We start from the raw sequence: 13,336 nt of genomic DNA, 5'->3' as shown, positions 1-13,336 counted from the left end.
GTGCCCCTATCCCTTCGCCTGCGTCGCCGCGCCAGCGTCGGCGAGGAACTCGCGCACGATCCGGTTGAACTCCGGTGCCCGCTCGTACTGCACCCAGTGCCGGCAGTGGGGCAGGACCCGCAGCTCCGCGTCGGGGATGCCGTGCAGGATCGTCGGCGCCCAGGTCAGCGGCACGGTCTGGTCCTCGCGCCCCCACACCAGCAGGGTGCGCGCCGCGATGCGGGGCAGATCGGGCGTCATGTCACCGAAGTTCGGCGGGATCGGCAGCTCGGGATGCGCGCGCAAGCTCGCCTCGTAGCGCTCGTCGATCAGCGCCTCGGTCGCCAGCGATTCGTCGTACACCATGAGGCGCACGAACGCCGCCATCGCCTCGCGCGAGGGCTTCTCCGCGGCCATGTACGCGAAGAGATGCTGCAGCCCGACCGGCCACGGCGGCGCGTCAGCCGGAAGCACTCCCCCGGGCGCCATGAGGATCAGGCGGCCGACCCGTTCCGGCCTCGTCACCGCGATCCGCATCGCGACTCCGCCGCCGTAGGAGTTGCCGACCAGGTGCGCGCGGTCGATCCCGAGTGCCGTCATCGTCCGCGTCACCTGCTCCGCCGCGTGGTAGATCAGCGGTTCGTCCGTGGCAGGCCGCGGCGAGCTCCCCCAGCCGGGCAGGTCGACGATGATGTTGCGATGGTCGGCGAAGGCCGAGACCGTGGCGCCGAAGTTGCTCGCGCCCGTGGCCCCCGGCCCGGATCCGTGCAACCACACGATCGGATCGCCCGACCCAGACTCGGTGTAGGCGAGCGCGGCGTCCCCGACGCTCATGGTCTCTGTCACTGCGGCCACCACTTCCTGTATGTAACGATCACTATAGATGCCGAAAGAGGGTACGACCAGCGGCCACGGCCGGGCCCGCCGTTATCGCCGACCGTCGCGGCACGCTCGCGGCGCGCCGGAACAGGAGCGCCGTCCCCGACGCCTTCAGGCGGCCGTCCGGGCCGTCAGCCCTTGCCTGCTGCCCTGCTGGACCCTCAGCGGCTGGAGTCCGCCCAACTGCCGCCGGAATCCCGTCAGATCCGACGCGCCGTGGCCCGCTGCGCGGCGAGACCACGGATCAACGCCACGAATGGATCGACGTGCGAGCTGTAGCTCATCCCGTCGAAGCTGCTGGCCACGGCCAGCCCGTCCGTCACAGCCCGGCCGAGAACGGCCAGCTCGTCGACGAACGCCGCCTCCCCGTCCCCGAAGATCGGAGTGAGGGCATCGACCCACGAGGAATGCGCGTAGTCCCGGATCCGACGCACCGTGTCGCGAACCAGCTCGGCGTCCTTGTGCGGGCCGACGCTGATGGCCAGCAGCAGCTGCAGGTAGTCGGGGCGCTGATCCAGCGAGCGACAGGCCGCCGTGAACCACGCCTCGAACCGCTCCAGCGGATCACCCAGGTCGTAGGACGACGGCTCGGGGAACGCCGCGTGCAATTCGCCGAATGTGCGATCGAGCAACGCCGACAGCACGCCGAGCTTGTTCCCGAAGTGGTAGTAGATCGAGCTCGCCGGCAGCCCCGACCGCGCAGTCAGGTCCGAGATGACCATGCCGTCGTAGCCATTGCTCGCGATGAGCTCCCCGGCAGCGTCCAGGATGGCATCGCGGCTGCTCGGACCGGCCGCGGCCGACGTCGAGCGCTCTCGTTTGGACACGTACCGGATGATAGGTGCGCCTTTCGTCGAGGACAGGATCGGTCGTGCCGGCCGATGCCGGGCGGCTCATGCCCCGCTCCGGTAGTCGTCGTCGGGCAGAGGGTGCTCGACCGGGACGACACGGGAGTACACCGCGGTCAGGCAGCCCGGGCAGAAGAGCTGCCGGAATACCACCTCGGCGTCGACGTACACCGAGGGGTCGCGCCAGATGTGCGGCCCGGCCTCGGTGGGAAGTGCGTCGCGATGGGCCAGGGACGCGACGAAAGCGCCTCCGGCAAGCGGTCCGATCGCCGTACCGCACTGGGTGCACACGACGATGCCGCCACCCGGGTCGCCGATGACAGCCAGGTTGTCGTCGAGTCGCCGCGCTCCCGCCAGGTCGGGAGCGTCGATCGGAGCGGGATGCGCGTCGGGAAGCCCCGACTCCATCGCACGGCGGCGGCGAAGCGTCTCGCGAGTTTCCTCCGTCGCGGTGCTGTTCACCTCACCGTCCTGCACGATCACGCCGTAGACCGAGCGCGCCGCGGCTACCGAGACACGCACCTGCGCGACGTCCTCCCCCACGCTCTCGGCCGGTCGCAGCAGCGGGTCGCCGTAGCCGCCACCCGCCTGCCAGTGCAGGTACAAGGCGTCGCCGGCGCCCAGAGTCGACTCCCCCTCGCAGGGCAGCACCTCGATCTCGCCGCCCAGCTCGTCCAGCATCGCCGGTATCGCCGAGGCCCCGGCGAGCTGCGGCACATCGATACCACGCACGACCAGGTCCAGCTGGGAGTTGCCCGGATAGCCTCCGGCGAGCCCGACGTTCTGGTTGGCCACCTTGCCCGTGCCCGAGACCACCAGCGACATCGTCTCGGTCTGGTCCGGGTGCTGCACGTAGCAGACCGAACCGCTCATCCCGCCGCGCTGCCGGCCCGGCCCGCCGGAGTCGGTCTGCTCGCGTCGCCACAGCGCCACAAGCGGGTACAGGTACTCGGTCATCTCGACGTCGGGGGCCCGGGCCGAGGGGATGATCAACCGACCGCCGGTGTCGACGCCGTCGTGGTGCACCTGAGCGCCGTAGCCGCCGGCCATGACGTCGAAGATGGGTGTGATGAACCCCTTGCTGCCACCACCGCGGACGTCCACACCGGACACGACGCAGAGGTCGGTGGTGCCGTTGCAGATCGACTGGACGTCCACGCGGTGATCGGGTTCGGCGTCGAGCATCTTGGCCAGCACCTCGGCGACCAGGTTCCCCGAGCCCCAGGCCGGCCCGAAGGGTCCCTTCCCTACAGCGGCCGGGAACGACGCGTTGGTGATCGTGTCCTCGTCCGTGACGATCTCGAAGCAGCGCATCAGACCGCCCGCCGCCCAGGGGATGTCCCCCGCCAGCAGCGGCAGCATGGTGAACACGATCCCGGCCCGCAGCCCCGGATAGGGGCAGTTGATGATGCCGGTCTGCCCCGCCGTCCCACGGAAGTCGAAGACGAGCCGGTCGCCCTCCTTCGTCATCGCCACCTTGAGGGTGTGCAGGCCACGGTCCCCGGTGCCGGACTGCTCCTGGTAGCCGATTGCGGTCCATGTCCCGTCGGGCAGGGTCTCGAGCTTGGCGCGCAGCCGGCGCTCGGCGTCGTCCATCATCCGGCGCATCACGGACTTGACCGTGTCGGCGCCGTACTTGGCGATGAGCCGCAGGATCTGTTCGGCTGCGTTCTTGTTCGCGGCGACCTTGGCCCGCAGATCGAGGCCCACCATGTGCGGCAGCCGCGAGCGGCGCACCCAGGCGTCGGCGACGTCGCGCTGCAGGACTCCGCCACGGACGACCTTGATCGGCGGGGTGGGCAGCGCCTCGCCGAAGACGTCCCGTGCGGCGGGGTCGAAGGACCCGGGTCTCGGGCCGCCGAGGTCGACCTGATGGGCGATGGCTGTCGTCCAGCCGAAGAGTCGGCCCTCGTGGAAGATCGGCGCCAGGATCGCCGCGTCGTTCTGGTGCAGGCCGCCACCGATCCACGGGTCGTTGCAGAGGAACATGTCGCCCTCTTCGATGCCCGGGTTGTCGCTGCGGTTGCGCAGCGTCCAGATGATCGCGAGGTCCATCGAGCCGATCAGCCCGACGTTGAAGGTGCCGACCTGGACCTGCTCGCCGAGCTCGTCGCAGATGGAGAAGTTGAAGTCGTTGGACTCGGTGACGACGTGCGAGCCGGACATCCGGCGCAGCGTCTCGCCCATCTCCTGGGTGATCGCCCACAACCGGTGCCGGATGACCTCGTAGGTGAGGGCGTTGACGTCGTCGGCCTGCGTGGTGTGCAGGGCCAGCTCGGGCGAGATCTGAGCCAGGAGCTCAGCCCGCGGGAGGGGCCGGCTGGTGAACTCGTCCGCGCCCGGGATCTTCGATGTCATGGGAACCGTCCTCACAGGTAGCGGAGCACGAGGTTGCCGAGCCGGTCGACCCGGCCGGTGACGCCGGCCGGGACCACGACCACCGTGGTCGGCACGTCGACGATCGCCGGACCGACCAGCTCGTGGCCCGCGCGGAGCCGGGCGTAGTCGTACACGGGGGTGGGCACGAAGCCGAGCTGCGAGTCGAGGCAGACCGGCCGCTCCTCGAGCAGCGCCGCGGCCGGGTCGGGGCCGTCGGCCTCGGCGATCTCGGGCAGGACGACCGGGAAGCCGAGACCGGCCTTGGCCCGCATCCGGTAGGTGATCGCCTGGACCCCGGCCTCGCGGAACCCGGCCCCCGAGCCGTTGATCCGCTCGTACTGCTCCTCGAAGCGTGCGACGATCTCGTCGCCGGAGCGCTCGTCGAGCTCCGCGTCCGGTATCGCCACCGCGAGCTCGTTGACCTGCATGGAGTAGCGCAGGTCGATCTCGCGCTGCAGCGTCACGTCGTGGAACTTGACCTTCTGCCGGTCCAGCGCGCGCTGCAGATCCGCTTCCAGCCGGTCGAAGTGGGCTTCGAGCACGGTGTGGTCAACGGGGAACGCCGAGGGATCGGACAGCTCGGCGCTCAGCGCGACGTCGGAGGCCGCGAGCCCGTAGGCCGAGAACGCCGAGGCGACCGGGCCGAGCGGCACGACGACCTCGGCCACGCCCAGGTCCTGGCAGTAGCCGGCGCAGTGGGCGGGGCCGGCACCGCCGAAGGCGTAGACCACAAAATCGCGCGGGTCGTAGCCGGCCTGAACAACTGACCGTCGCAGCAGGTCGCCTGCCTGGGCGTTCTGCACCTCGTGGATCGCGATGGCGGCCTCGTCGACGGTGAGGCCGAGCGGCTCCGCGACGTGCACGCGGATCGCCTCGCGCGCCAGCTCCCGTCGCAGCGGCTTCCGACCGCCGAGCAGCCCGCGCTCGCTCAGGATGCCGAGGACCAGGTTGGCGTCGGTGTTGGTCGGACGGGTACCGCCGTTGCCGTAACAGGCCGGGCCCGGAACCGCCTCCGCACTCTGCGGCCCGAGCCGCAGGTTCCCGCCGGCGTCGACGCCGGCGAGCGCGCCGCCGCCCGAGCCGATCGTGTGCACGCGAATGGTGGCGGCGTTGATCGGGAACTGGTTGACGATGGACCCCGGCGCCATCACCGGCTCCCCGTCGACGATCAGGCCGGCCAGGAAGGTGGTGCCGCCGACGTCGGTGGTGATGACGTTGCGGTGCCCGAGCTGCGCAGCGAGGCGCTGACCGCCGATGACCCCGCCGGACAGCACGGACCCGACGGTGGTGATGGCGTGCTCGGGTGCCCGGTCGGCGGTGATCGTGCCGCCCTCGCTCTGCATGACCAGCAGCGGGCCCCGCAGTCCGCCCTCCTCCAGCTGCCGTTGCAGCGGCGTCAGGTAGGTCCGCAGCCGCGGCCCGATCTGGGCGTTCATGATCGTCGTGGACGTCCGGGAGAACTCCCGGATGCGCGGGCTGACCTCGCACGACAGCGTGACGTAGAGGTCCGGGGCGATCTCGTGGATCAGCTCGCGGACCCGCCGCTCGTGGTCACCGTTCTTGAACGACCACAGCAGACAGACGGCGATGGCCTCGACGCCCTGTTCCACGAGGGCGCGCGCGACGCGCCGCACCTCGTCCTCGACCAGCGGCACGAGTACCCGGCCGGTGTGGTCGATCCGCTCGGTGACCTCCAGCGCCCGGTTCTTGGGAATCAGGGGCGCGGGCTTGCGCTGCCTCAGGGTGTCCTGGATCTCGTGCGCGGACCGCCCGAGGGTGCGGCCCTCCGCGTTCATGATGTAGATCGAGTCGCGGTGGCCCTTGGTGGCGATCAGCCCGACGTCGGCCACCGTGCCCTGGACCAGCGCGTTGATCGACGCCGTCGTGCCGTGGGCGATGAAGTCGGTCTGCGCCAGCAGCTCGCCGACGCCGATCCCCAGTTCCGCGGCGAGCTCCTCGATCGCGCGCATGACGCCGACCTCGCGATGCGGCGGGGTCGTCGGTGTCTTGGCCGAGACGATCCGGCCGGCGCCGTCGGAGGCGACGGCGTCGGTGAAGGTGCCGCCGACGTCAATGCCCAGTGCGTATGGCATGTGCCTTCTCCTGGTTCTTACCGCTGGTGGGCGGCGGCGCGCCCGGTGACAGTCCGCAGCAGCTCGACGGGCCGGCCCGCGGCGTCGCCCATCCAGGCGACGTGCTGGTCCGGCCGCACGAGCAGCAGCGGGGTGGGATGGGAGCCGGGCAGGTCGACCACGACCAGCGGGACACCCAGCTCCTGCGCCGCGTCGACCCAGAGCTGCACGTCGGTGGTCTCGTCGGTCCGCAGGAGGGTGAAGTCCGGCCCGAGCACGTCGAGCACGGGGCGCCCGTCGTCCAGCCAGGCGTGCGGCAAGCGGAAGCCGACCTGCGCCCGATCCGGGTAGCCGCCCATGCTGATCGCCTCCTGGGCCTCGCCGCCCACCACCAGTGGTGAGCCCGCGTAGTGGTAGCCGAAGCTGAACCCGTCGGGCGAGTAGCGGTGCGGCTCGGTCACGGCGAGCCGCGCGGCGAGTGCGGCGCGGGCGCGCTCCCCCTCCGCGCCGGAGAGGTGGATGTCCGGTGAGGCCGCCACGAGTGAGGCGCGCGCCGCCGACGCCACGGCGCTCGCGAACTGCTCGCCGATCGGTTTGCGCTCGAGCTCGTAGGCGTCGAGCAGCTCAGGGGGTGCCCAGCCGTGGTGGACGGCAGCCAGCATCCAGCCCAGCGTGGCCGCGTCCTGGATACCGGTGTTCATGCCGAAGCCACCGACAGGAATCCAGATGTGGGCGGCGTCCCCGGAGAGGAACACCCGTCCCTCGCGGTAGCGCTGCGCGACGAGCTGGCGGCCGGTCCAGCGCACGGTCCCGAGCACCTCGTGCTCGACGGGACCGCCCACGGCCTCCCGAAGGAGCTGCTCCGGGTCCTCCCCCTCGGTGTCGTGGTCGGGGGGAAACGCCACGTGATTGAGCCACAGGTCGGCGCCGTCGATGGCGATGAGCGACGCGAGCCGGCGGCCGTAGGTCCAGTAGGTCCAGGCCCGGTCCCGGGCGGCGAGCCGGCCGAGATCCGGCGAGCGGACGAACGTCGACACGAAGTTCTGGAGGGCCTCCACACCCTGGTAGCGGATCCCCAGTTGGCGACGAACATCGCTGTGCGCGCCGTCGCAGCCGACCACGTAGTCGCAGCGCAGGACCCGCGTCGCGCCCTCGGACTCGACAACCGACTCGACCCGATCCTCGAACTGACGCAGCTCCACCAACCGGCTGCCGCGCTCCACCTCCAGACCAGGGATCCCCTGCGCGTACCGCTCGAGGATCGGCTCCAGGTAGATCTGCGAGATCCGATGCTGCGGCTCCGGTGTGGACCAGCCTTCACGGCCCTTGCCGGCCAGTATCTCGCCGGATGAGGGCTGGTCGAGCCGGAACAGTTCCTCGCCGCGCAGCGTCGTACGGTACTGGATCGATGTCGGGAAGTCCTCGGGAAGGCCGGCCCGACGGATCTCGTCGGCGACGCCGAGCCGTCGGAAGATCTCCATCGAGCGAGCAGAGGTGGTGTTGCACCGCGGGTTCACCGGCCGCTCGGTCGTCGCTTCGATGACGGTGCAGGCCACACCGCGGCGGGCGAGGTCGATGGCAAGGGTGAGGCCGGTTGGGCCGGCGCCGACGATCAGGATGCCGCTGTCCGTGTCGTTCATGCGTTCAGGAACTCCCTGACGAGGTTGCAGAACTCGTTCGGTCGGTCGACGTGTATCCAGTGACCAGCACCCGCCACGACTTCGAGGCAGCCGCACGCAAGAGCATCGACCAGACGGGCGGAGACGTCGATCGGGCTGATGCGGTCGTGTTGCCCGTGCAGGGCGAGTACCGGGGTGGATACGGCGGCCGGATCGACCGGCGGCTGGTCGTCCACATCGAACATGGACCGGAAGGCCTGCTCGGCGCCGGGACGCAGGGCCTGCTCCAGGCGAAGGTCCGCAAGATCGTCGAGGAGCTCCTCGTGGTCGCTCTCGTCGGCGACAAGGCGGGCGAGGGTGGCACGCATGGACTCCCTCGTGGGCTCGTCGTAGAAGGGCACCGCAGCGGGCGCGCGCCCGGTACCGGCGCCGCCCATGAGGACAGCCCGCTCGACCCGCTCGGGGGCGGTGGCCAGTAGGGCAAGTGCGGCGGCACCACCCGCCGCCGAGTTCCCGATCAGGTGGACGCGGGTCAGCTCCTGCTCGTCGAGCAGGTCCAGCACCTGGCGGGCGCGAGCCCGCGCCCAGGCCACCGGCCCGTGGAGATCCGCTGTGTCGGCAATCGGGATGCCGGCGATCGGGGTGCCGGCGATCTGGGTGCCGGCGATCTGGGTGCCGAAGCCCAGCAGATCGGGGGCGAGGCAGTGGAAGTGCTCCGCGAGCTGGGGTCGGACGCTCGCCCAGTTGCTCGCGGCGTCCACCCCCGGGCCGCCCCCGTGGAGGAGGACCACTGCGGGCCCGGTCGATGGCGTCACGGGAGCAGGGAGAGGAAGGTGGCGGCGTCGGTCACCCGTGAGGACGTCAGGCTCATGATCCGCAGGGCGGCCCGGTGCATCTCCGGGGCGGCCATCGACCCGAACCCCAGGTCGGGATAGTCGCAGGAGGCACAGGCGTCGGAAAGGACCACGGAGCGGAACCCGCACTCCAGCGCGCCGCGCGCAGTCCCGAGCACGCAGCACTCGGTCGTCATGCCGGTGAGGACGACGGTCTCGACGCCGAGCCCGCGCAGCACGATCTCCAGGTCGGTCGCGTAGAACGAGTTGTAGCGGTGTTTCTTGATCACCAGCTCACCGGGGTGCGGGGCCAGCGCGGGGTCGATCTCTGCACCGCGTTCGCCATCGACCAGTGCCTTCCCCTCCGCGACTGGCGGGTACAGATCGCGGTGGATCCCCATATCGGCACCACCGGGCCGGTGCACGTGAGCGGGGTAGATCACCGGCATAGCGTGGGACCGGGCCGCATCGAGGACCTTCTGGAGCGTGGGAAGGATCCGTCGGCCCTCGGGGAACTCGAGCGGCGCGCCCTCCTCCACGAAGTCGTTCTGCATGTCGATGACCAGCAGCGCGGTGCGCCGGGGATCGATCGCGGTCGCGTTCACGATGAACTCCTTCCGGGTGGTGGCTGAGCGTTCAGGCCTGGCTCGCGCTGCCCTCGGGCACGAGCGCGGTCGGCGCCTGCGGGAAGGACGGGTGTGCTCGCGCCGTCCAGAGGAGGCCGAACGTCGCCACCGCGCCGACGAGCGCCGGGATCGCGAAGATCAGGAACATCGACGCAGGCGTCCAGCCGGCCTGCAGCAGGAAACCCGCGAGCAGCGGTGAGAAGACCGCCCCGAGCCGGCTGACGGCGACCGCGATACCGAGCGCCGTCGCGCGGGACTCGGCCGGGTAGATGATCGGGACGATGACGTTGATGCCCGAGACCGTGCCGTTGAGCAGCAGACCGACGAGCACCCCCACGACGAGCGCCGTGGCCAGCGTCCCCAGTGAGACCGAGTACAGCACCAGCGCCAGTGCTCCCAGCGCGAAGTAGGTGGCGGTGAGCTTGCGGGGGTCGATCCGGGTGGCGAGCACGCCGAGCAGCGCGGCACCCAGCACCCCGCCGATGCTGAACAGCACCCCACCACTGATCCCCTGCTGGGCGGACAGACCTGCCTGCAGCAGCAGGGTGGGTGTCCACGAGCTGGCGAAGTAGAAGATGGTCTGGGCGGCGGTGAACGCGATCCAGACCAGGATGGTGCGCATCGCGTTGCGCCCCCGGAACAGTGACTCGAGCGCGACCTTCCGCGACGGCACCGACCTGGTGGGCAGCTCGTCGATCGGGGTCTGGCCGATCGAGCGGAGGATCTGGTTGAGCCGGGCGAGGCCGTCCCGGGGCCGGGCGGCGATCAGGTAGTCCATCGACTCGGGCAGCAACCGCAACCCGACCACGAACAGGATCGCCGTCACGACGCAGCCGAGCACGAACACCGACCTCCAGCCGAACGGACCGATCAGCAGGCTCGCTGCGATGCCGGCGATGATCGCGCCCAGCCCGTAGCCGCACGTGATCAAGGCGACGGACAGCCCGCGGCGCCGATGGTTCGAGTACTCCGAGGCCAGTACCGGCAGGCACGCCGCCATCAGACCCACGGCGATCCCCGTGACCACCCGGGTGGCCACGAGCTGGCCGAAGTTCTGCGAGAACGACGCGGCCAGCATGCCGAGCGACGCCAGCACGAGCCCGCCGAGCACGAGCTTGCGACGGCCGACCCGGTCGGCGAGCGGGGCCAGGAAGAGCGCCCCGAACGCCATGCCCGCCAGTCCACTGCTCAACAGAACCCCGACGAGCGTGGCCTGAAGGCCCCATTCCTTCGTGATCGTCGGACCGACGAAGGACGTCACCAGTAGGTCGAACCCGTCAACCAGGTTCATCACGAGACACAACACGACCGCACGGTTCTGCGCTCGACTCATGGGGGCGTTCTTGACCTGCTCGAGAATGCTCATAAGAACCTCGCTTCGTTGCGACGCAGCATTCGGGCTACAGACCGGCCCGGGGCGGTGACAGAGGTCGAGCGGCATGCGCTTCCCGCTCTGTATGTAACGCTCACTCTACAAGGCTTGCCGCGCGATGACCAGCCCCCCGCGGAACACCGCGGCGATACCGGCGCGAACGCGCCAGACCGGCCCAATACCGCCTCGAACACGCCCAGGCCGGAATCAGTTCGAACGACGACGGCGGCTTCGCCCCGGCATCACGCTCGGTGCCTCGCTCGACGTCGAACCGTCAGAGCCGGCCAAGTACCCGCACCCGTTGCCCGTCGAGGCCCCCCAACCGGGTTCCGACATGAGCGAACCGCCGCTCAACCCTTCGGGCCACCAGCCACGGATCGCGACCACAACAACCCCTCGACGCCGTCGAGGAACGTCGTGCACACCGCTTCCGAGTCCGACAGACAGCCGGCCACCATCGCACCGTCGCGCAACATCACGAAATGCCCCGCCGCAGGCCCGGCAGGGCCATCTCCCACCTGCCCGAACAGGTCGCTCACCGCCGCGGTGAACCACTCACGGTGCTCCCGCACCCGACTGCGCACCGGGCTCGCCGGATCGGGGTACTCGGCCGCGGCGTTGAGGAAGGCGCAACCACGGAAGCCCTCGCGACGGATGTCTGCGGCGATGTCGACCCCTATCGCACGGACGGCATCCGCAGCCGACGCCGCACCCGCCCGGGTACGCGCAAAGCGATCACGCAGAGCTCGGTCAGCCGCCTCCAGGTAGGAGACAACCAGGTCCTCCTTACCCGGGAAATGCCGGTAGAACGTCGCTCGGGTCGTGTTCGCCTCGGTGAGGATCCGGTCGACCCCGACCGAATGCAGTCCCTCGGCGTAGAAGACCCGACTAGCCGTGGCCAGCAGCCGCGACCGAGCCTCAGACGGCCGACCACTCACATCCCGTTCCATCCGCACAGATTACCAGAAAGAACGTTCAGTCTCGACATTCGCGAGCCCCACTCCTGCCAACGGTCACCGTCGGCAGCCGACCGCGCGACGGGCTATCGCTCCGGCTCGAGCAGACCCAGACGAATTCTCTGCAGCGGCGCGGTCGCCGGCCGCGATCTAGGCCAATTCGGGCGACATGGTGGAGATCGACGAATCGGCAGTGGGCCGAGTTGATCGCTACGCCGAGCGGGGTGGGCCAGCCGCGCAGCGCGTGGACGATCGTGCGCAGCGCCTCGACCGTGGTCACGGCTGCCTGCCAGCCGTAGGCCGTCACGCCCCGGCATACCAGCGCCGATGCCAGCGTGGGCGATCTCGCCGTCGATTTCCATGACACACCCTTCCAGGGTGAGGTCGAGCGCCGTGACATCTGCAGACCGCGAGCTGAGCCGGAATCCGAGCGTTGCGCCGTTGGCCGCGACTGCCCGCGCCGCTCCACCGCCGCCGCATGTCCGGCGGACGTGCAGGACGCCATGCACCCGATCGATCGCCGCGAGCGCTCCTGCCGCGCTCAATGCCGGACCTGCGACCCGCCGTCCCAGGACGAATCCCAGCTCAAGGCCCACAGTCACCGCTACCGGCGGCACCACCCGCGTCCTGGCCAGCATCGCGTCGGTGAGCCAGCTCGTCACGACGGTCTCGCCCACCGTCGTCGCCGCGATGCCGGTAGCGGTCTCGCCCCGCTCCATGCGCAGACAGAACGCCTCGTCCTGGATGCGGTACGCCGCGTCGAGATCGAGGTTCGGCCAGTCCACCCTTCCACTCAGCCGGCAACGTGCGTCTCGCGGACCGTGACAAGCAACGCGCAGTCAGGCGCCCCACCGCGTCAGATGCCGAACTGGTACCCGCCGCTGGCCTCGATGACCTGGCCGGTGATCCAGCGGCCGTCGCTCGACAGCAGCATCGCGATGACCGCAGCGATGTCGTCGGGTTCGCCGAGGCGGCCCAGCAGCGTCTTCTTCTCGATCTCCGGCACCAGGTGCGCGTACTTCCCGAAGGCGTTGTCCGCGATGAGTGTCCGGGTCGATCCGGGGGCGATCGCGTTGACGCGGATCCGGCGCTCGGCGAGCTCCACCGCCAGGTACTGGGTCAGGGTGACGATGGCGCCCTTGTTCGCCGCGTAGGCGGCGTAGCCGCCGCCACGCTCGATCGTGGTCACGCTGGCGCTGGCGACGTTGACGATGGCACCGCCATCCGCCAGCAGCGGCAGCAGCCGCTGGGTGAGGAAGAAGGTCCCGCGGAACAGGACGCGGACCAGCGTGTCGAACTGCTCCTCGGTGGTGTCGACGAACCGCGACCCGCCGCCCATCCCGGCGTTGTTCACCAGCGCGGTGAACGTGTCGGCCTGCCAGACCGCGGCGAGGGTCTCCTCGACCTGCGCGGCAAAGGCCGGGAACCGGGTGGCGTCCCCGAGGTCCAGCCGCAGCGGGACCGCGGTGCCGCCGCGCGCCTCGATGGTGGCAACCGTGTCCCGCGCGCCCTGGGCGTTGCCGTTGTAGGTCAGGATCACGCCCTCACCGCGCGCGGCGATCTCCAGTGCGGTCGCCTGGCCGATGCCCGAGCTGCCCCCGGTGACGATGGTGACACCCATGACTCTCCTCCTCACGACGCCGCGGTCGTTCCGCGGCGGTAGCAACGACGCTACGAGCGCACCGCACCCGCCCGGCAGTCCAAAGCTCCACACTTCCTGCACAATCCTCTCGACCACTCAGATCGACGGCGAGACGCCCGGGCCGGATGTTC

10 protein-coding genes and 1 pseudogene are annotated in these 13,336 nt (G+C 70.2%); all 11 read right to left on the bottom strand.

What is annotated here, in order from left to right:
* Positions 1-6: 6 nt before the first annotated feature.
* On the bottom strand, positions 7-825 hold the full coding sequence (locus tag ACFPFQ_RS41845; RefSeq protein ID WP_379628827.1) for an alpha/beta fold hydrolase: 819 nt from the start codon (positions 823-825) through the stop codon (positions 7-9).
* Between the two features lie 233 nt (positions 826-1,058).
* Positions 1,059-1,685 carry a TetR/AcrR family transcriptional regulator gene (locus ACFPFQ_RS41840; protein WP_379628826.1) on the bottom strand — a complete coding sequence of 209 codons (627 nt, stop codon included), beginning with the start codon at positions 1,683-1,685 and terminating at the stop codon, positions 1,059-1,061.
* Positions 1,686-1,751: 66 nt separating this feature from the next.
* On the bottom strand, positions 1,752-4,064 hold the full coding sequence (locus ACFPFQ_RS41835) for a hydantoinase B/oxoprolinase family protein (protein ID WP_379628825.1): 2,313 nt from the start codon (positions 4,062-4,064) through the stop codon (positions 1,752-1,754).
* An 11-nt stretch (positions 4,065-4,075) separates the two neighbouring features.
* The gene (locus tag ACFPFQ_RS41830; protein ID WP_379628824.1) at positions 4,076-6,178 is read right to left on the bottom strand and encodes a hydantoinase/oxoprolinase family protein; all 2,103 of its coding nucleotides are present in this window, start codon (positions 6,176-6,178) and stop codon (positions 4,076-4,078) included.
* Positions 6,179-6,195: 17 nt separating this feature from the next.
* A complete protein-coding gene (locus ACFPFQ_RS41825) occupies positions 6,196-7,797 on the bottom strand; it encodes an FAD-dependent monooxygenase (protein ID WP_379628823.1) in 1,602 nt (533 codons plus the stop codon).
* Positions 7,794-8,591, bottom strand: coding sequence for an alpha/beta fold hydrolase (locus tag ACFPFQ_RS41820; protein WP_379628822.1), 798 nt, complete (start codon positions 8,589-8,591; stop codon positions 7,794-7,796). The genes ACFPFQ_RS41825 and ACFPFQ_RS41820 overlap by 4 nt, the downstream gene beginning before the upstream one ends.
* On the bottom strand, positions 8,588-9,214 hold the full coding sequence (locus ACFPFQ_RS41815; protein ID WP_379628821.1) for a cysteine hydrolase family protein: 627 nt from the start codon (positions 9,212-9,214) through the stop codon (positions 8,588-8,590). Before ACFPFQ_RS41815 ends, ACFPFQ_RS41820 begins: the two co-directional genes overlap by 4 nt.
* Before the next feature lie 31 nt (positions 9,215-9,245).
* Positions 9,246-10,568 carry an MFS transporter gene (locus ACFPFQ_RS41810; RefSeq protein WP_379628820.1) on the bottom strand — a complete coding sequence of 441 codons (1,323 nt, stop codon included), beginning with the start codon at positions 10,566-10,568 and terminating at the stop codon, positions 9,246-9,248.
* A 389-nt stretch (positions 10,569-10,957) separates the two neighbouring features.
* Positions 10,958-11,557, bottom strand: a complete 600-nt coding sequence (locus tag ACFPFQ_RS41805; protein WP_379628819.1) for a TetR/AcrR family transcriptional regulator — start codon at positions 11,555-11,557, stop codon at positions 10,958-10,960.
* Positions 11,558-11,747: 190 nt separating this feature from the next.
* Positions 11,748-11,867: pseudogene (locus ACFPFQ_RS41800) on the bottom strand (FMN reductase); the annotation flags it as partial.
* A 552-nt stretch (positions 11,868-12,419) separates the two neighbouring features.
* A complete protein-coding gene (locus tag ACFPFQ_RS41795; RefSeq protein ID WP_379628818.1) occupies positions 12,420-13,184 on the bottom strand; it encodes an SDR family NAD(P)-dependent oxidoreductase in 765 nt (254 codons plus the stop codon).
* Positions 13,185-13,336: the final 152 nt, after the last annotated feature.

This window comes from Pseudonocardia sp. GCM10023141 (assembly GCF_042653605.1).
Note: the sequence above shows the minus strand (reverse complement) of the source record. Positions and strands in the feature narration are given on the sequence as shown.

Coding starts and splice junctions, on each gene's coding strand:
- ACFPFQ_RS41830 (WP_379628824.1), bottom strand. CDS start 6,178: ATGCCATACGCACTGGGCATTGACGTCGGCGGCACCTTCACCGACGCC.
- ACFPFQ_RS41810 (WP_379628820.1), bottom strand. CDS start 10,568: ATGAGTCGAGCGCAGAACCGTGCGGTCGTGTTGTGTCTCGTGATGAAC.
- ACFPFQ_RS41835 (WP_379628825.1), bottom strand. CDS start 4,064: ATGACATCGAAGATCCCGGGCGCGGACGAGTTCACCAGCCGGCCCCTC.
- ACFPFQ_RS41805 (WP_379628819.1), bottom strand. CDS start 11,557: ATGGAACGGGATGTGAGTGGTCGGCCGTCTGAGGCTCGGTCGCGGCTG.
- ACFPFQ_RS41825 (WP_379628823.1), bottom strand. CDS start 7,797: ATGAACGACACGGACAGCGGCATCCTGATCGTCGGCGCCGGCCCAACC.
- ACFPFQ_RS41795 (WP_379628818.1), bottom strand. CDS start 13,184: ATGGGTGTCACCATCGTCACCGGGGGCAGCTCGGGCATCGGCCAGGCG.